The organism is Acinetobacter sp. AS23 (assembly GCF_023612055.1).
GTDB classification, from domain to species: domain Bacteria; phylum Pseudomonadota; class Gammaproteobacteria; order Pseudomonadales; family Moraxellaceae; genus Acinetobacter; species Acinetobacter oleivorans.
The window spans coordinates 3,385,514-3,403,279 of the sequence record NZ_CP082274.1 but is presented as its reverse complement, the minus strand read 5'-3'; the positions used below and the strand labels follow the sequence as shown (position 1 = coordinate 3,403,279).

Here is a 17,766-nt window from a genome sequence, read left to right as displayed (position 1 = left end):
TGTTTTAAGTTGGGATGCTTTAGAATATTGGCTCCCTTACCTGCAGGTCGTTTTTGCAATGGTGCAAACGTTCCGAACAGGTGTTCAAAAGAGGTTGTTATGCCTAAGATGAAAACTCGCCGCGGTGCTGCTAAACGCTTTAAAGCGACTGCACACGGTTTCAAGCGCAAACAAGCATTTAAGCGCCACATTTTGACCAAAAAATCTGCTAAACGTATCCGTCAATTACGCGGCTGTGTAATGGTTCATGTTTCTGACGTGAACTCAGTTCGTCGTATGTGCCCATACATCTAAGGAGATTATAAATGGCTCGTGTAAAACGTGGTGTAGTGGCTCATCGTCGTCACAAAAAAATTCTTGCTCGCGCTAAAGGTTACTATGGTGCTCGTTCACGCGTTTACCGCGTAGCGTTCCAAGCGGTAATCAAAGCTGGTCAATACGCTTATCGTGACCGCCGTCAAAAGAAACGTCAATTCCGTGCTCTATGGATTGCGCGTATCAATGCTGGTGCTCGTCAAAACGGTTTGTCTTACAGCCGTATGATCGATGGCTTGAAAAAAGCTCAAGTGATCATCGACCGTCGCGTATTAGCTGACATCGCTATGCATGATGCAGTAGCATTTGCTGCTTTAGCTGAAAAAGCTAAAGGCGCATTAGCTGCATAAGCTTAGAGATTCAAAAAGAGGCCGCTTTTTAGCGGTCTTTTTTATTTTTAGTGGTTCTATTTTAAAAAAGAAAATAATCAGAGATAAATGATGAAAGACGAAAAATTTCTAGATGACCTAATTCAAAAAGTACAGCAAGGCCACCAGTTTAAATACTTATATTTTTGGGGGCATACTCCTAAACACGCTGATCTTGTTGATAAAAGCTGTTTTAGCCAGTGGTTTCCTGCGCAATTTAAAGTGGAAGGTGATGAATACTTTACTGCTGAGCACTATATGATGGCGCAAAAAGCAAAATTATTTAATAATGAAGAAACTTTTGCACGGATCTTGCAGGTTAAACATCCGAATGAGGCAAAACAGCTAGGTCGTAAAGTGCGTAATTATGATGAACAGGTATGGCGAGAAAAACGTTTTGACATAGTGGTACAGGCGAACTTTGCTAAATTCTCTCAGCATCATAAATTGAAAGAATTCTTATTAGCTACAAAAGATCGTATTTTGGTTGAAGCATCTCCAGTCGATAAAATTTGGGGAATTGGTATGGCACAAGACCATCCACATATTCAAGATCCATCTCAATGGCAAGGCTTAAATTTGTTGGGTTTTGCTTTAATGAATGTTCGAGAGCGGTTTTTAGCTGAATAAGTTTGTATGAAACAAATTGGTGCTTCACTTTAAAAGTAGTGAAAGGAGGGGAACGAATTGCAATCACTAAACGAAAGAGAAATTCGTATAGCTACTTTTAAGGATGCATTATCTATTGCAGAAGTACATGTGCAGTGTTGGAAAGAAACCTATACAGGTATGCTTAAGCAGGAAATATTAGATGAGCTTAACGTGCTAGATCGAGAACAGTTATGGAAAGAAATCACCAAAAGCCTTGATCATAAGTTGCTTATCTATACTGAAAATGGAATAGTGAAAGGCTTTCTCGATGGTTATTTAAATCCAGAGAATAATATTGCTGAAATTCTTGCTTTTTATCTTTTAAGAGAAGTTCAAAAACAAGGCATAGGCCGTGAGTTATTCCAAAATTTCTATCAATGTGCTTTAAATCAGGGATACAGTTTTATTCGTTTAGAAGTTTTTAATAAAAATCCTAGCCGGTTTTTTATGAAAAAATGGGAGCCAAAATAATTGGCGAAACCGAACTACCCGAGTTCGGCTTCGAAATAACAGAATTACTTTATCAATGGAAACTCTAATCTAAGTTAAAGCCCAAAATAATAAGCCAGAGCACAAATAATAATCGTTAGAATAATCAGCTTAATAACGCCTGAACCAGTGCCTTTATGTTGGTGAGATTTCAAATGTTGTGGATTTTCATTTGATTGCTCGAACGGAGAGGCTTTAACTACAGGTACAATCTGAGCTGTTTGGTAGTGATTTGCAGCCTTAACAATAAGTTTGGCAAACAAATCATCAGTTTTTTGCGTAAAATTTCTTAAATTAATGAGTTGTTCTTGGTCTAGCTCTTCTCCTAATGGATCATTTGCAAGGCGTTTCTTTTGTTCTAAATAATTAGCCAATGCTTGAGTACGAGATAAAAGTTGATGAGCATAATCTGCAGGATAATTCTCTGGAATTAAAGCAAGTCTTGGTTCTTGGCTCGTAATGTTTGTGCCATCAAAATGAGTTTTTTGAAATTCTGGTTCTTCAAACCCTGCTGCATATTTACTACGAAATAATTCACTCTCCATAAAGTCAGCTATTTCTTGCCATGGAGGATTTTTTAAATCAGTTTCAATTTTTTTTGATAATTTTTCATTGAGTTCAAAACGCCAGAAAGTTTCTAAACGAAGCTCACAGGTTTGTGAAGCAGGAGCTTCAAACTCATTATCATTGTTATACCATTCAGCAAGTTCATGTCCAAAAATCCATGCAAATTTCTTATCATTTTGATGGCTAACGATAAAATGAGTATAAGGCAAAAGCTCAACGTTGCTGTTTGGATTTTGCTCTTCATTTAGAAGGCTTGATAAGTGTAAACTGAGCTGAGTGGTACCTTGTTTTTTTAGCGCTTCTAGCCAAACTTGAAAGTGTTGAGCGAGTAAATGCTGAGAAGCTAAGTCACGAAACTGAAAACTATGGTGGTCAAAAATATGATGTTGTCGCCATTGGGTAAAGCTTAAATTCTGACGGAGGTATTCATTACCATACGTCACAAGCGTAAGTTGTTGTTTCCAAATTTGATTGAGCGCCATAATAGTTGATCTCATTGACGATGCTATTATCTTATACGTTTTATCTTTTTGTTGCCTAATACATTTTTCATGATGGATAAACTTCATCAATCTGATGAAAAACTGTTAGAATGCAGTGTTTTATTATATTTTTTTAATTTGTTGCTTTGAGAGTTAATATGTCACTGGAAGCCCTGACCACAGAAGCGCTTGCTGCCATTGCAGCAGCTCAAGACCTTGTTGCACTTGATCAGGTGCGTGTGCAATTTACAGGGAAAAAAAGCCAGCTTGCAGAACAATCGAAAGCATTAGGGAAAATGGACCCTGAAGAACGCAAAGTACAAGGTGCTGCGATTCATGCTGTTCGAGAAACAATTAATACTGCTTTAACAGAACGTCAAGCGGCATTACAACAGGCAGCACTTGAGCAAAAGCTAGCAAGCGAAACGATTGATATTACTTTGCCGGGCCGCGGTCAACGCGTTGGTACAGTTCACCCTGTTACTCAAGTACAAGAAAGAATTTGTCAGTTCTTCACTAAAGCTGGTTTTACAGTTGCGACTGGTCCAGAAGTTGAAGATGACTATCACAATTTTGAAGCATTAAATATTCCTGGTCACCATCCAGCGCGTGCTATGCACGATACTTTCTATTTTGATGCCACTCATTTACTGCGTACGCACACGTCTGGTGTGCAAATTCGTACCATGGAAACAAGTGAGCCACCAATTCGTATCGTATGTCCAGGCCGTGTTTATCGTTGTGACTCTGATCAGACGCATTCGCCAATGTTCCATCAGATCGAAGGTCTATACGTTGCTGAGAACACCAGCTTTGCTGAACTAAAAGGTTTACTCATTAACCTGCTGAATGAGTTTTTTGAAAAAGATTTAAAGGTACGTTTCCGTCCATCATATTTCCCGTTTACTGAGCCAAGTGCAGAAGTAGATATTATGGATGAACGTGGCCGTTGGTTAGAGGTTTTAGGCTGTGGCATGGTACATCCAAATGTATTAAGTGCCGCGGGTATTGATCCTGATAAATACAAAGGCTTTGCTTTTGGTCTAGGGGTAGAGCGCTTTGCTATGTTGCGTTATGGCATTAATGACTTGCGTATGTTCTATCAAAATGATGTGCGTTTCTTACGCCAATTTGCCTAACAGTTTTTCAGGATTAAAAAAGGTTTATAAAGATGAAGATTAGCGAAAATTGGCTACGTACATGGGTTAATCCGGCAATTGATAGTGATACATTGTCTGATCAGTTGACGATGCTTGGTCTTGAAGTTGATGAGTTGGCACCTGTGGCTAAACCATTTACTGGTGTTGTAATAGGTGAAGTGCTCACTGTTGAGCAGCACCCTGATGCAGACCGTCTACGCGTTACAACGGTGAATATTGGTTCAGGTGAGCCTTTACAAATTGTATGTGGCGCACCGAACGTTCGTGTTGGAATGAAAGCACCTGTGGCAACCATTGGCGCAGTATTACCTGGCGATTTTAAAATCAAAAAAGGTAAACTTCGTGGAGTTGAATCACAAGGCATGCTTTGTGGTGCTTCTGAGATCGATCTTGAAGATAAAATCGATGGTTTGCTCGAATTGCCAGCTGATGCTCCAGTAGGAGTAAATATCCGTGAATACCTCAAACTTGATGATAATGTCATTGATATCAGCATTACGCCAAACCGTGGTGACTGTTTTAGTATTCGTGGTATTGCTCGTGAAATTGCAGTTATTAATAAGCTACAAATGAATGAGCCTGTAATTAACTCGGTTGATGCCACTATTGCTGATGAGAAAAAAGTAGTTATCAGTACTGAAGGTGCTCCGCGTTATCTAGGGCGTGTAGTTAAAAACGTTAATGTAAAAGCTGCGACTCCTGAGTGGATGGAACAGGCTTTATCACGTTCAGGAATTCGTACACATAGTATTTTGGTTGATGTGACCAACTATGTCTTAATGGAATTGGGTCAACCAATGCACGCATTCGATTTGTCTAAAATCGAAGGGACTGTACATGTTCGTCAAGCAACACAACAAGAAAAATTACAACTTCTGAATGATCAAGAAGTTGAGTTGCAAAAAGATATAATGGTGATTGCTGATGATCAAAAAGCTCTAGCAATTGCTGGAATTATGGGTGGTTTATCATCAAGTGTAACTGATGATACGACTGATATTTTCCTAGAAAGTGCTTTCTTTGCACCACTTGCGATTGCTGGTCGTGCTCGTCGTTTTGGTTTGCATACAGACTCTTCGCAGCGTTATGAACGCGGTGTAGATTTCGAATTACCTTTAATTGCAATGAATCGTGCTTCTCAACTTATTCAAGAGTTAGCAGGCGGCGAGTTTGGTCCAATTACTGTAGCTGAAAAAACTGATCTACTTCCTAAGCGTGAAGCAATTGAACTGAAACAAGCTCAAGTAGACCAATTATTGGGATATCAAGTTGCGGGTGAGTTCATTGCAGATGCTTTAACTCGACTAGGGGGTAAGGTAACAGTTAAGGCTGAAGGTGAATGGAGTGTAGTACCACCATCACATCGCTATGACATGGCTATTTATCAAGACTTAATTGAAGAAGTAGCGCGTATTGATGGCTATGACAATATCCAAATTAGCTTACCAAGCATGGATGTTAAATTTGCTAAATATCAAGATCGTTTTGAACTCGCTGAGTTGCGTCAAACGATCGTGACTTTAGGTTATCAAGAAGCAATTAGCTTTAGCTTTGCTGATGCAAAACTTGAAAAGCAATTAAATCCAGAAGTTCAGCCACTCATGCTAGCAAATCCAATTTCAAGTGATTTGGCTGCAATGCGTAGTACTTTACTTTCTAGCTTAATTCCTTGCGTACAATATAATCTCAACCGTCAGCAAAGTCGTGTTCGTTTCTTTGAATTCGGACTGCGTTTTGATTATCAAAATGCTAAGAGCATTGAAGATTTAAAACAGACTCCTACGTTGGCTCTGGTTGCAGTGGGTTCACAAGAACCAGAATCATGGCATGTTAAGCCTCAACCAATGGATTTCTTTGATTTCAAAGGTGAAATTGAAGAGATATTAGCTGCTGGACGTGTAAGTGTTGAATATGTTCGTTCAGAACGTGCGTGGTTGCATCCAGGACAATCGGCTGAAATTTTAGTAGAAGGTAAATCAATTGGTTACTTGGGCCGTTTGCATCCATCTCTAGAAAATGAGCTTGATTTAAGCACGACTTGGGTGGCTGAACTTGATCAAACAGCTGTTTTGCAATCTTATGTATCTAATTTTACAGAATTATCACGTTTTCCTTCGGTTAGACGTGATATTGCGCTTTTAATCTCTGATAATATAAATGTTAGAGATATTCAGCAGTTAATCGAACAAACTGGTGGAGAGCTTTTAGACTCTACATGGTTATTCGATGTGTATACGGGGCAGGGTGTCGAAGATGGTAAGCGCTCATTAGCGTTTGCACTTTTGTGGCAACATCCTTCACGTACGCTTGAAGATGCTGAAATTAAATCTGGTATGGACAATATAATCCAAGTGTTAGAAAACACTTATCAAGCGACATTGAGGGCCTCATGACAGCATTAACTAAAGCAGACATGGCTGATCATTTAAGTGAGTTAACCAGCTTAAATCGCCGTGAAGCAAAACAAATGGTCGAGTTGTTCTTCGACGAAATTAGCCAAGCACTTATTGCAGGGGAGCAGGTTAAGCTTTCTGGTTTTGGTAATTTTGAGTTAAGAGATAAACGCGAACGTCCAGGACGTAATCCTAAAACAGGTGAAGAAATTCCAATTTCTGCACGTAGGGTAGTGACCTTCAGAGCAGGTCAAAAATTTAGACAACGCGTTGGAAATGAGCAGATCGATTGATCTGCTTTTTTTTACTTATATTTAGATGGCGTTATTCAGCTACGATGTGTGATATCAATTTATCTAGATAGTTTAAGCGAAATGATTTTTAGAATATAAAATTTAGGCATAAAAAAAGAGGACAAAATGTCCTCTTTTTTCTAATCTATATAGATTAGTGTGCAGCAGATGCAGGTGCAGAAGCAGCAGGCGCAGAAGCAGCAGCTGCAGAAGCAGCAGGTGCAGAAGCGGCAGCAGAAGCAGCATCAACAGCTTGAGAAGCGGCAGTAGCAGCTTCAGAAGCAGCGGTAGCAGCAGTAGAAGCGGCAGCAGAAGCTTCAGAAGCAGCAGCAGGAGCTTCTTCTTTCTTAGAACAACCAACGAAAGCTAAAGTAGCAGCTACAGCAGCAACGGCAGCAAATTTTTTGAATAACATGGCATCACTCTCACAAAAAAGATTTGAGATTAAAAAAACCTAAGTTGGACTGTTTTGCTTTTATTATTCCTAAAACGTAGCTAGGTAACAACGCATGGAGCAGTCTAACTGGTCTGCCGCTATGCTATCACTGCAAATGCTGAAATACTACTGTCGTCTGTCAAAAAAATGTATGAAAAACAGAAAAACAGTCTGTTTTTTAACAGAAAAAAACAATCAATCGGCTCGAGTGTATTGGAAAAGGTAGAGGTAAACTACTAAAAAACTTATTTTTTTTAATTCAAAAATAATTATTATCAAAAGCTTATAAGTAAATTTACATAAAAAACTGCAAAATGTATTTTTGTGTAAAGCTTGTCAACCAAATAAAAAGCCACTCAAAAGAGTGGCTTTTTATTGAAGATTAATCGATTAAGTTGAAGCTTTACGCTTCATCTGATCGAAGAAATCATCATTTGTTTTGGTTTCTTTCATACGATCAAGTAAGAATTCCATTGCCGCCAATTCATCCATAGGATGTAGAAGCTTACGGAGGATCCATACTTTACGTAAGTTATCATCATCCATTAAACGCTCTTCACGACGAGTGCCAGATTTCTTAATATTCATAGCAGGGAAGACACGTTTTTCAGCAATACGGCGATCAAGTGTAATCTCTTGGTTACCTGTACCTTTGAATTCCTCATAAATTACGTCATCCATTTTACTGCCTGTTTCAATCAAAGCAGTTGAAATGATCGTAAGAGATCCGCCTTCTTCAATATTACGTGCAGCACCGAAGAAACGTTTAGGGCGCTCTAATGCATGAGCATCTACACCACCAGTTAATACTTTACCTGATGATGGGATAACCGTGTTGTAAGCACGAGCAAGACGGGTAATAGAGTCAAGAAGAATCACAACGTCTTTTTTATGTTCAACAAGACGTTTTGCTTTTTCAATTACCATTTCTGCAACTTGTACGTGGCGAGCAGGAGCTTCGTCGAATGTTGAAGCAATGACTTCACCGCGAACAGTACGTTCCATTTCAGTTACTTCTTCTGGACGCTCGTCAATTAATAGAACAATTAAGAATACTTCAGGATTGTTTCTAACAATCGATTGAGCAATATTTTGGAGTAACATTGTTTTACCCGCTTTTGGCGGTGCAACAATAATAGAACGTTGTCCTTTACCAATTGGCGCAACTAAGTCAACAACACGAGCAGTTAAATCTTCTGTCGTACCATTACCGAGTTCCATAACCAATTGTTCAGTTGGGAAAAGAGGTGTTAAGTTTTCAAATAAAATTTTATTTCGAGAATTTTCTGGCGTGTCATAGTTAATCTGGTTAACTTTGAGCAACGCAAAATAACGCTCACCTTCTTTTGGAGGGCGAATAGTACCTGTGATGGTATCACCTGTACGCAAGTTAAAGCGTCGGATTTGTGAAGGACTCACATAAATATCATCCGGACCTGCTAAATACGAACCTGCGGCAGAGCGCAAAAAACCAAAACCATCAGAGAGAATTTCAAGAACGCCATCACCAAAAATTTCTTCGCCATTCATTGCATGGCGTTTCAAAATGGCAAAGATAATATCTTGCTTTCGATTACGAGCCATACCTTCCAGGCCCATAAATTCAGCAATTTTAATTAATTCACCAATTGGTTTTTTCTTGAGTTCAGTTAAATTCATAAGGGTCAGAATTAGGAAAGAGTAGAGTGTGGTTTAAAAAGAAGAAAAATCGCTCGCATACAAAAAAGATTATCGCAATTGTATTTACACAATAACAATTCAGAAGTCTGATTGATTGTTTCGAAGAAAAATGTGAAAAAACAATTTCTGTTGCCGAGTGGCGATCTTTATGTTTGTGTCTTGTAAGAAGCCGGACGAAGATGATTCCCTTCAGTGCCTCTTGAGCATGCAATATAAGCCAGCTTAGTTAATTTGTCAATTTATAGCCGAAAAAAATACGCTATAAAAAAGTATAGCGTATTTTTATTCTTAGCATTTTGACTTAAACATTTTCATCAATAAAGCTAACAAGTTTAGAGCGAGGTACAGCACCAATTTGTTGAGCTACAACTTCACCATTTTTGAAAAGTAATAAAGCAGGAATATTACGGATATTGTATTTCACCGCAATATCTTCGCAAGAAGTTACATCAACTTTAACAATTTTTACTTTACCAGCATATTCACTTGATAGGTCTTCAAGAACAGGTGCGATGGCTTTACAAGGTGCACACCAACCTGCCCAGAAGTCAACAAGTACAGGTGTTTCAGCGTCTAGAACATCTGCTTGGAAGTTATCATCAGTTGTATTTACAATAGTCGCAGACATGGTACGGCTCCAATTTTTAGAAAAAGTGCTATTACTACAGGAGAAATTATCTCTATCAGTATTACATAGCTACTTAGTTCAATGTAAGGGTTTGATGCTATTATTCAAGGCTTAACTAAATTTGTCTAATGGATGCTCACGATATTCATCATCGGCTTGTACAATCGTTTAACAAATAGAAAAATATCGATGGCTATTAATTGTTGATGAAAATGGCTTTTCAATTGCATTCTTGTGAATTACTCTAGGCGTGAATTGTTATGGGTTTAGTTCAATAATGTCTGATTTTCTGATTGATGAAGAATTACTTGCCGCCATAGATATGGGGTCGAACAGCTTTCACCTTGCAATTGCACGGGTAGATCATGGCGAAGTTAAAAAAGTTGCTTCGATGTCAGAAAAAGTACAGCTTGCAGCTGGTTTAGATGAAAATAAAAATTTAACAGAAGCCGCGCAGCAACGTGGTTTAGCATGTCTAGCCCGTTTTGTTGGAAGATTGAGCTCTGTTCAACCTAATCGTTTACGAATCGTGGCTACGAATGCCTTGCGTCAGGCAAAAAATGGTCATGAATTTATTCAAAAAGCTGCAGAAATTTTACCTAAACCTATTGAAATTATTGCAGGACGAGAAGAAGCCCGTCTGATCTATTTAGGTGTATCGCATACCATGGCCAATGGTGGGCGTCGCTTAGTTGTTGATATTGGTGGTGGTTCTACCGAATTCATTATCGGTGAAGAGTTTGAACCTATTTACACCGAGTCATTACAAATGGGTTGTGTGGCTTATACAACGGCCTATTTTTCTGATGGTGAAATCACACAAAAAGCATTTGATAAGGCCGTAGTTGCTGCTCGTAAAGAACTTTCTGCTATTGCAACGACTTATAAAATGGAAGGGTGGGATACAGTCGTTGGTTCGAGTGGAACGATCAAGGCCTGTCGCCAAATTATGGTCAATATGGGCTTAAGTGATGAACAAGAAAATGTCACTCGAGAAGGACTATATAAACTTAAAGATAAATTACTTAAGTTTAAAAATGTTTCTGAAATTGATTTTGAAGGCCTAAGAGAAGATCGACGAGCAGTTTTGCCAGCCGGATTGGCAATTTTGTACGCAGTTTTTGAAGTTTTAGAAATTGATCGTTTGGCATATTCTGATGGTGCATTACGCGAAGGTGTGATGTATGACCTGTTAGGTCGATTTAAACATGAAGATATCCGTGATCGTAGTGTACAGGCCTTAATGGGGCGTTATAATGCAGATCCAAAGCAAGCAGAACGAGTTGTAAACACAGCACAACAATTATTTGATGGTGTTGCGAAATCTCTTAATTTAACCAGTGAAGACAGTGACTTACTGCGTCGAGCCGCTTATTTACATGAAATTGGTTTAGCAATTAGTCATGGTGGTTATCATCGCCACGGTGCTTATTTATTACAGCACTCAGATATTCCTGGTTTCTCGCAAATTGATCAAAATCATCTTTCACATTTAGTTGCTCACCATCGTCGTAAATTGCGAAATGATGTAAAAAACGAAATTTTGAAGGCTGGTGGTCATAAATTACTTTACTTAAGTTTATTACTTCGCCTAGCAGTTTTACTCAACCATAGTCGAAGTGATCAGATGCTTCCTGCCATTGAACTGACCATCATAAATGATCAACAATGGCAGCTTAGTGTTTCTGGTGATGCCAAACAATGGCCATTGTTAGTTGCCGACTTGCACGATGAGCAAGAGCAGTTTAAGCATTGGGACATTGAATTGAATATTCAGTCGGAAAAATTTATCGATTAAAGGGATAATATTCGACCTATGAAAAAATCTACTCAGTCCAAAGCTTGGACAACGGTTCAAATTGCACGTCATCCTGAACGTCCGCAGTTTCTAGATTATGTCGGTGAAATCTTTACAGAGTTTGACGCCTTGCATGGTGATCGTTTGTTTGGTGACGATGGTGCGATGGTAGGTGGTCTTGCTCGTTTTGACGGTCAACCTGTGATGGTCATTGGACAACACCGTGGTCGTAGTACCCGTGAAAAATTAAAGCATAACTTCGGTATGGCTAACCCTGAAGGTTACCGTAAATCTCAACGCCTATTAGATATGGCTGAGCGTTTTAATCTTCCGGTCTTCACGTTTATTGATACGATGGGTGCCTACCCGGGTGTTGGTGCTGAAGAACGTGGACAAGCCGAAGCAATTGCAACGAGTCTTGCTCAACTTTCAAGCTTGAAAGTTCCTGTTGTTGCAACAGTACTGGGTGAAGGTGGTTCTGGTGGTGCTTTAGGTATTGGTGTTGCTGACAGAGTCATTATGTTATCGCACAGTATTTATTCTGTGATTTCACCAGAAGGCTGCGCATCTATTTTATGGAAAACCGCTGAAAAAGCGGCTCAAGCGAGCGAAGCTTTAGGTTTGACAGCAGACAAATTACAATCTCTAGGTATTGTTGAATATGTAGTAGATGAAGGTGAGGGGGCACATTTAGACCCTGAGCAAGTCATGCAAAACCTAAAAGTAGTTCTGAAGCAAGCTTTGGATGAATTGCTACCACTGGAAGCAAATGAACGATGCGAAGCACGTTATCAACGTTTAATGAAGTTTGGCAGCGCAAATTTAGGCATAATGTCTTAAAGCAGGCTCAACTATTTTCAGAAAATAGTTCTTTTCTTATTGGATGTAGTGGTGGCATGGATTCTATGCTGCTGCTACATTTGATGTCTCAAATTTTCCCTCAAAAGATCCGAGCAATCTATATCGATCATCAGCTGCAATCACAAAGTGCAGAGTGGGGGAAACTAGTCGCTGAACAAGTTACTCGTTTAGATATTCCTTTTATTATTCAAAAAGTTCAGGTTGCCGATGGTAATTTGGAGGCTGAAGCACGTCAGGCGCGTTATCAAGCTTATCGACAGCATTTGCAACCGAATGAAATCTTAGTACTTGCTCATCATCAGCAAGATCAGGCTGAAACGGTAATACTACGTTTATTATCGGGTGCAGGTGTTGATGGATTAGCTGCTATGCAGTCTATTGATTACCGTGTAGATATGACGATTTGGCGTCCTTTTTTAGACTTATCTCGTGAGCAAATTGCTGATTGGACTACTCAACTTGAAATTGAGTATGTAAATGACCCGACAAATTACGATATTCATTATGATCGGGCATGGTCGCGTGAGGAACTTTGGCCATTTTTACAAAATAGATTTCCTAAAATGCAACAAGCACTGAGCCGAACCAGCTATTTGATGCAAGATGCTTCTGAAATTTTAGAAGAAGTTTTGAAAGCTGATTTAAAACATTGTGGTACTGCTGAGTGTTTAGACTTAACTAAACTTTTAGATTTATCAGTTGCCCGTCAACGTCAATTACTTTCAGTTTGGATGAAAGGTGATGGACAATATCGACCTGCATTTGAAATGGTTGAGCGTTTAAAAAATGAAGTGATTGATTCAAAGTCCGATGCACAAGCAGCATTACACTGGAATCAGTTTTACTATGTCCGTTATCAACACCATCTTTATAGATTGAGTAAGCAAGTTTTTCTTGCTGAAAAATTAAACCCGGTTGAAGCTGAGTCAGAGCATCATTTCCAAATGGGGGAAATAGTGCATTACGCTTCAGGGTATTTTCAGATTACACAAAAAAATATCGGTTTGGCTCCATCTTTATTAAATAAAAAGTTGACGATAATTCGACGCCAAGGTGGAGAAAAAGTCCATTTATACGGTCGTGTTGGGCAATGGCCATTAAAAAAAGCAATTCAAGAAGCACATATTTTGCCTTGGCTTCGTCATACAATTCAAATATTAGTCATAGATAATGTTATGCTTGGGGTTTTTACACCGAAAGGATTTTGGTTGGCTCAGTCTCCGTATTGTGGGCAAGGAGGATGGCAACCGGATTTAATTTCTCATTCTTGTAATCTGGTAAATGGCGAATATGGTTATGGCAAGTGCAGTAAATTGTAATATCTGTTTTATTGGTGGCGGTAATATGGCCCAAGCGTTAATTGGCGGGCTCATTTCAAGAGGTTTACCACCGACACGTATTACTGTTTCAGATCCTGTTGAGCAGATCCGTCAATTATTACAAGAGAAAGAAGTTCACGTAACACAAGATAACGTGGCTGCAATTCAAAATGCTGATGTTGTCGTACTAGCGGTAAAGCCGCAAGTTTTGGCGACTGTTTTACGTCCGTTGAAAGGTCTTTTATCAGATAAATTGGTCATTTCAATTATTGCTGGTGCTGAAATTCAAACGATATCAAACTTAATTGATAGCAATCGAATTGTTCGCGTTATGCCGAATACACCAGCTCTGGTTCAAACTGGCGCGCACGGTATCTATGCAAATGATGTAGTAGGTACTTCGGATCGTGAATTAACAAGTCAGATTTTAGCGGCCACAGGCTTAACAATTTGGGTAAACTCCGAAGCTCAAATTGATGCGGTAACAGCAGTTTCTGGTTCAGGCCCTGCATATTTTTTCTATCTGATGGAAAGTATGATCCGTGCGGGTAAAAATTTAGGACTGGATGAAAAAGTTGCAACTGCGTTAACTCTTCAAACGGCGTTAGGTGCAGCTCAAATGGCAATTACCAGTTCAAATACTCCATCTGAACTTCGTAAGAATGTGACATCGCCAAATGGTACAACACAAGCTGCACTTGAAGTTTTTGACCGTGCACAAATCTCCCAAAATATTCAATCTGCATTGGCTGCTGCACAGAAGCGTAGCCAAGAATTGGCTCAAGAATTGAGTGACAGTGCGAAATAGCTTAAATAGGATAAGACAACTATGGGTGCAAATTCTGCGCTAATTTTTGGAATTTTAATTAATGTCGCGATTTTATTGGTCTTTTTCCGTTTTTTAATGCAATTGGCGGCAGTAAGTCCTTATAATCCTGTGGTTTTATCGACCGTAAAGGCGACTAAAATTGTTGATATTTTTGGCCGAATTTTTCCGACGGTCGCAAAAGGCCGGTTTAATTTAGCTGCGTTAGCTCTTTTAATTATTTTATATTTACTGAAAATTTTCGGTGTGATGTATCTGTCTGGTTCTATGCCAAATAGTCCGATTCATTTAGTGATTCTGACATTTGTGACTATGATTCAGGACTTGATTCGTTTCTGCCGTTATTTAATTTTCGCGACAATCATTTTGAGCTGGGTGGTTATGTTCACTCAATCTCGTTCACCTTATATTGAAGTGATTCAAGATTTAGCTGAACCATTACTCGCACCATTCCGTCGTTTATTGCCTAATATGGGAATGATTGACTTATCGCCAATTTTGGCATTTTTGGCACTCTATATTGCCGAAATTTTAATGAATGAAGTTGCTAAAGTTCTCTTAACTGGTCTTTAAGCTAACTCAATAAAAAGGGCTGTATTTCACAGCCCTTTTTTATTTCTATTAATTAATGGGCGTCATCCCAGTTTTGTCCTTGTCCTACTTCAACCACTAAAGGCACGGAAATTTCTACAACAGATTCCATGACTTTTGCGATTTGTTTGGAAAGTTCTTCAGCAATGTTTTGATCGGCTTCAAAAACTAATTCATCGTGTACTTGAAGTAGTAATTTGGCTTGATCTTTTGGCAAGATTTTATCGACTTCAATCATAGCAATTTTAATAATATCAGCTGCACTACCTTGTAAAGGTGCATTGATTGCAGCACGTTCGGCAGCTTTACGCACCATCACATTTCGTGCATCAATATCTGGCGTATAAAGACGACGGCCTAAAATAGTTTCAACAAAGCCTTGCTCTGATGCAACTTGACGTGTGCGTTGCATATATTCATAGATGCCAGGATAGCGCTGGAAATATTGCTTAATATAATTTTGCGATTCTTGACGTGTGAAACCTAACTGACGAATCAAACCAAACTCAGACATACCATACAGTAGACCAAAGTTTACTGCCTTAGCTTGGCGACGTTGATCATTCGTCACATCTTCAATTGCAATACCCAATACTTCTGCAGCGGTACGGCGGTGAACGTCTTGTCCGTGCTGGAATGCATGTACTAAAGCATCATCCTGAGAAAAATGGGCCATTAAACGTAGTTCAATTTGTGAGTAATCGGCAGCCAATAGAACTCGGCCTTCTGGTGCAATGAATGCTTTACGAATCTGACGGCCAATTTGTCTACGAATTGGAATATTTTGTAAGTTAGGATCAGAAGAGGAGAGGCGACCTGTCGCTGTAAGTGCTTGATGATAGCTCGTATGCACACGATGCGTGTCGTTATGAGATTGTTCTACTAAACGGTCCGTATAGGTACTTTTTAGCTTTGCCAAACCACGATGTTCTAGAATAATTTCCGCTAAAGGATGTTCAATCTTTTCTAAAACACTTTCACTGGTGCTGTATTGTCCAGTTGCAGTTTTTTTACCGCCTTTGATTCCTAATTTATCAAATAGGATTTCGCCTACTTGCTTAGGTGAAGCAATATTAAAAGTTTCATCTGCAATTTCCATAGCCTGATTTTCAAGGCCTTCCATGGTTTTTGCAAACTCAACACTTAATTTATCTAAGAAAGCATGATCTAAACGAATACCATCTTCTTCCATGCCTGACAAAATTCGGGCAACTGGCATTTCGATGTTATATAAAATATTTTCTAACTCAGGAAATGGTTTAAGTTTGTTTGAAAGTACTTCATACAAACGATAGGTCACATGTGCATCTTCTGCTGCATAGTGAGCAGCAACTTCAATCTCAATTTGATTAAAAGTCTTCTGCTTTGCACCCTTACCAGCAATTTGTTCAAAGGTAGTGGTCAAGTGACTTAAGTAGACACGAGCTACATCATCCATGCCATGACGAGTTGCTGCTGCATTTAGTACATAAGATGCCAGCATGCTATCGAAATACCAGCCTTTAAGTTTTATGCCATGATTAGCAAAGATATGGGCATCATATTTAAGGTGATGACCAATTTTTTTAACCGCTTCATTTTCTAATACAGGCTTAATTTGAGCCAGAATTTGTTCACGGTCCAGTTGCTGTGGTGCATTTTCATAATTATGCGCTAAAGGCACATAATAAGCGTCTTGTGCATCAAAGGCGATTGAAAAACCAACCATCTCGGCAATACGGTAATCAAGGCTTGTCGTTTCTGTATCAATGGCAAAATGATCAGCATTTTGCATGCGTTGCAAGAGTTGATCCCATGCTTCTTGAGTTAACACAGTGTGATAATTTGCAGTTCCAAGCTGGTCATCTTGACTGGTTAAGCTTGCCTGATCTTCGGTTTCTATAGAATCAGCTGGTTTAACTTCATCTTGAACGACTACTTGTGAAACTTGTTGTTTATAAGTAGAGCTGTTGGGATTATTCGGATGATCAAGCGACTGTAACTGATTTCTAAACTCAAGCTCAGTATATAAGTTGCGTAAGGCATCAACATTTGGATCGGTAAGCTTTAATTCATGCCAGTCGAGTTCTAAAGGAAGATCACAGACAATGCTAGCTAACTGGTGATCAAGCTTAATATTGTCTAAATTATCTTTAATATTTTGGCTAATCTTGCCTTTAAGTTGATCAGCATTGGCAATGATATTCTCTAAAGTGCCATATTCGGTCAGTAACTTAGCGGCTGTTTTTGCACCTACGCCTGGAACACCCATAATACCGTCGGATGCATCACCCATTAGCGTTAAATAGTCGATAATCTGATTTGGCCAAACGCCAAATTTTTCAAATACACCATCGGTGTCCATTACGCGATCTTTAAAGCTATCTTCAAGTTTGACATGATCATTGACGAGCTGAGCCATGTCTTTATCTCCAGTTGAGATAAGTACATGATGGCCTTCAAGCACGGCACGTTTAGCAAGTGTACCGATAATATCATCAGCTTCAGCGCCTGGAAGACTATATAAAGGAATACCTTGAGCTTTAATCAATGCATGTAAATATGGAATCTGTTGAGATAATTCTTCAGGCATGGTTGGGCGGTCACCTTTATAAATAGGTGAAAGCTTATGACGGAAAGTTGGCTCAGGCGTATCAAAAATCACGGCCATATGCGTCGGTTGCATACGACGCATAAGTTTTTGAATCGCAGAAATTGCTCCACGTATTGCATTGGTATGTAACCCTGTAGAGGTCGTCAATGGTGGTAATGCATGATATGCACGAAATAAAAAATAGGACCCATCAACCAAGACAAATGGTGGCATTGAACAATTCCTTAATTTGAATTACGGGTATTTTACGTGAAAACGGCTATGAATGCAGGATTATGATTTTTGCAGTATTTTGTATGTATAAATATACGCTTGT

Annotated in this window: 17 protein-coding genes and 1 pseudogene; 13 read left to right on the top strand and 5 right to left on the bottom strand. The window is 39.1% G+C overall.

Features of this window, described 5'->3' with window-relative positions; genetic code table 11:
• The first annotated feature begins 99 nt into the window (after window positions 1–99).
• The 4 genes and pseudogenes from rpmI (at window position 100) to K6I41_RS16100 (ending at window position 1,873) form a co-directional block, all read left to right on the top strand.
• Window positions 100–294 carry a 50S ribosomal protein L35 gene (gene rpmI, locus K6I41_RS16115; RefSeq protein ID WP_003655048.1) on the top strand — a complete coding sequence of 65 codons (195 nt, stop codon included), beginning with the start codon at window positions 100–102 and terminating at the stop codon, window positions 292–294.
• 11 nt (window positions 295–305) lie between these two features.
• Entirely contained in the window at window positions 306–665 is a 360-nt protein-coding gene (gene rplT, locus K6I41_RS16110; protein WP_000124858.1) for a 50S ribosomal protein L20, read from the top strand.
• Window positions 666–755: 90 nt separating this feature from the next.
• Window positions 756–1,313 (top strand): riboflavin biosynthesis intermediates N-glycosidase, encoded by a 558-nt coding sequence (ybiA, locus tag K6I41_RS16105; RefSeq protein ID WP_250375801.1) that lies wholly within the window; start codon window positions 756–758, stop codon window positions 1,311–1,313.
• 57 nt (window positions 1,314–1,370) lie between these two features.
• A pseudogene (locus K6I41_RS16100) lies at window positions 1,371–1,873 on the top strand (GNAT family N-acetyltransferase).
• Window positions 1,874–1,879: 6 nt separating this feature from the next.
• Here K6I41_RS16100 and K6I41_RS16095 read toward each other — a convergent pair.
• A complete protein-coding gene (locus K6I41_RS16095) occupies window positions 1,880–2,872 on the bottom strand; it encodes a hypothetical protein (RefSeq protein WP_250375800.1) in 993 nt (330 codons plus the stop codon).
• Window positions 2,873–3,030: 158 nt separating this feature from the next.
• On the opposite strand from K6I41_RS16095, the gene pheS reads away from it, so the two are divergent.
• The 3 genes from pheS to K6I41_RS16080 are packed head-to-tail and all read left to right on the top strand — an operon-like array spanning window position 3,031 to window position 6,718.
• Window positions 3,031–4,011: a phenylalanine--tRNA ligase subunit alpha gene (gene pheS, locus K6I41_RS16090; protein ID WP_004794529.1), complete on the top strand. Its 981-nt coding sequence runs from the start codon at window positions 3,031–3,033 to the stop codon at window positions 4,009–4,011.
• Window positions 4,012–4,043: 32 nt separating this feature from the next.
• Window positions 4,044–6,425 (top strand): phenylalanine--tRNA ligase subunit beta, encoded by a 2,382-nt coding sequence (gene pheT, locus K6I41_RS16085; protein ID WP_250374776.1) that lies wholly within the window; start codon window positions 4,044–4,046, stop codon window positions 6,423–6,425.
• Entirely contained in the window at window positions 6,422–6,718 is a 297-nt protein-coding gene (locus K6I41_RS16080) for an integration host factor subunit alpha (RefSeq protein ID WP_000126166.1), read from the top strand. Before pheT ends, K6I41_RS16080 begins: the two co-directional genes overlap by 4 nt.
• Before the next feature lie 154 nt (window positions 6,719–6,872).
• Here the strand turns inward: K6I41_RS16080 and K6I41_RS16075 are convergent, their stop codons facing one another.
• Complete coding sequence (locus K6I41_RS16075; protein ID WP_174727301.1) at window positions 6,873–7,133, bottom strand: hypothetical protein; 261 nt, start codon at window positions 7,131–7,133, stop codon at window positions 6,873–6,875.
• A gap of 94 nt (window positions 7,134–7,227) precedes the next feature.
• Between K6I41_RS16075 and K6I41_RS16070 the strand changes: the two genes are divergently transcribed.
• Entirely contained in the window at window positions 7,228–7,380 is a 153-nt protein-coding gene (locus K6I41_RS16070; RefSeq protein ID WP_107880773.1) for a hypothetical protein, read from the top strand.
• Between the two features lie 164 nt (window positions 7,381–7,544).
• Here the strand turns inward: K6I41_RS16070 and rho are convergent, their stop codons facing one another.
• The gene (rho, locus tag K6I41_RS16065; protein WP_004794523.1) at window positions 7,545–8,813 is read right to left on the bottom strand and encodes a transcription termination factor Rho; all 1,269 of its coding nucleotides are present in this window, start codon (window positions 8,811–8,813) and stop codon (window positions 7,545–7,547) included.
• Between the two features lie 322 nt (window positions 8,814–9,135).
• Window positions 9,136–9,462 (bottom strand): thioredoxin, encoded by a 327-nt coding sequence (gene trxA / locus K6I41_RS16060; RefSeq protein ID WP_003655060.1) that lies wholly within the window; start codon window positions 9,460–9,462, stop codon window positions 9,136–9,138.
• Between the two features lie 277 nt (window positions 9,463–9,739).
• Here trxA and ppx point away from each other — a divergent pair, with 277 nt between their 5' ends.
• The 5 genes from ppx to K6I41_RS16035 are packed head-to-tail and all read left to right on the top strand — an operon-like array spanning window position 9,740 to window position 14,839.
• Window positions 9,740–11,260: an exopolyphosphatase gene (ppx, locus tag K6I41_RS16055; RefSeq protein ID WP_004794521.1), complete on the top strand. Its 1,521-nt coding sequence runs from the start codon at window positions 9,740–9,742 to the stop codon at window positions 11,258–11,260.
• 18 nt (window positions 11,261–11,278) lie between these two features.
• On the top strand, window positions 11,279–12,100 hold the full coding sequence (locus K6I41_RS16050; protein WP_013198918.1) for an acetyl-CoA carboxylase carboxyltransferase subunit alpha: 822 nt from the start codon (window positions 11,279–11,281) through the stop codon (window positions 12,098–12,100).
• Between the two features lie 56 nt (window positions 12,101–12,156).
• Complete coding sequence (gene tilS, locus K6I41_RS16045; protein WP_250375799.1) at window positions 12,157–13,440, top strand: tRNA lysidine(34) synthetase TilS; 1,284 nt, start codon at window positions 12,157–12,159, stop codon at window positions 13,438–13,440.
• Window positions 13,412–14,248, top strand: coding sequence for a pyrroline-5-carboxylate reductase (gene proC / locus K6I41_RS16040; protein ID WP_081399200.1), 837 nt, complete (start codon window positions 13,412–13,414; stop codon window positions 14,246–14,248). Before tilS ends, proC begins: the two co-directional genes overlap by 29 nt.
• Window positions 14,249–14,269: 21 nt before the next feature.
• The gene (locus K6I41_RS16035; RefSeq protein ID WP_004794512.1) at window positions 14,270–14,839 is read left to right on the top strand and encodes a YggT family protein; all 570 of its coding nucleotides are present in this window, start codon (window positions 14,270–14,272) and stop codon (window positions 14,837–14,839) included.
• A 52-nt stretch (window positions 14,840–14,891) separates the two neighbouring features.
• On the opposite strand, the gene polA is transcribed toward K6I41_RS16035, so the two are convergent.
• Window positions 14,892–17,663, bottom strand: coding sequence for a DNA polymerase I (polA, locus tag K6I41_RS16030; protein WP_250374775.1), 2,772 nt, complete (start codon window positions 17,661–17,663; stop codon window positions 14,892–14,894).
• Window positions 17,664–17,766 lie beyond the last annotated feature (103 nt).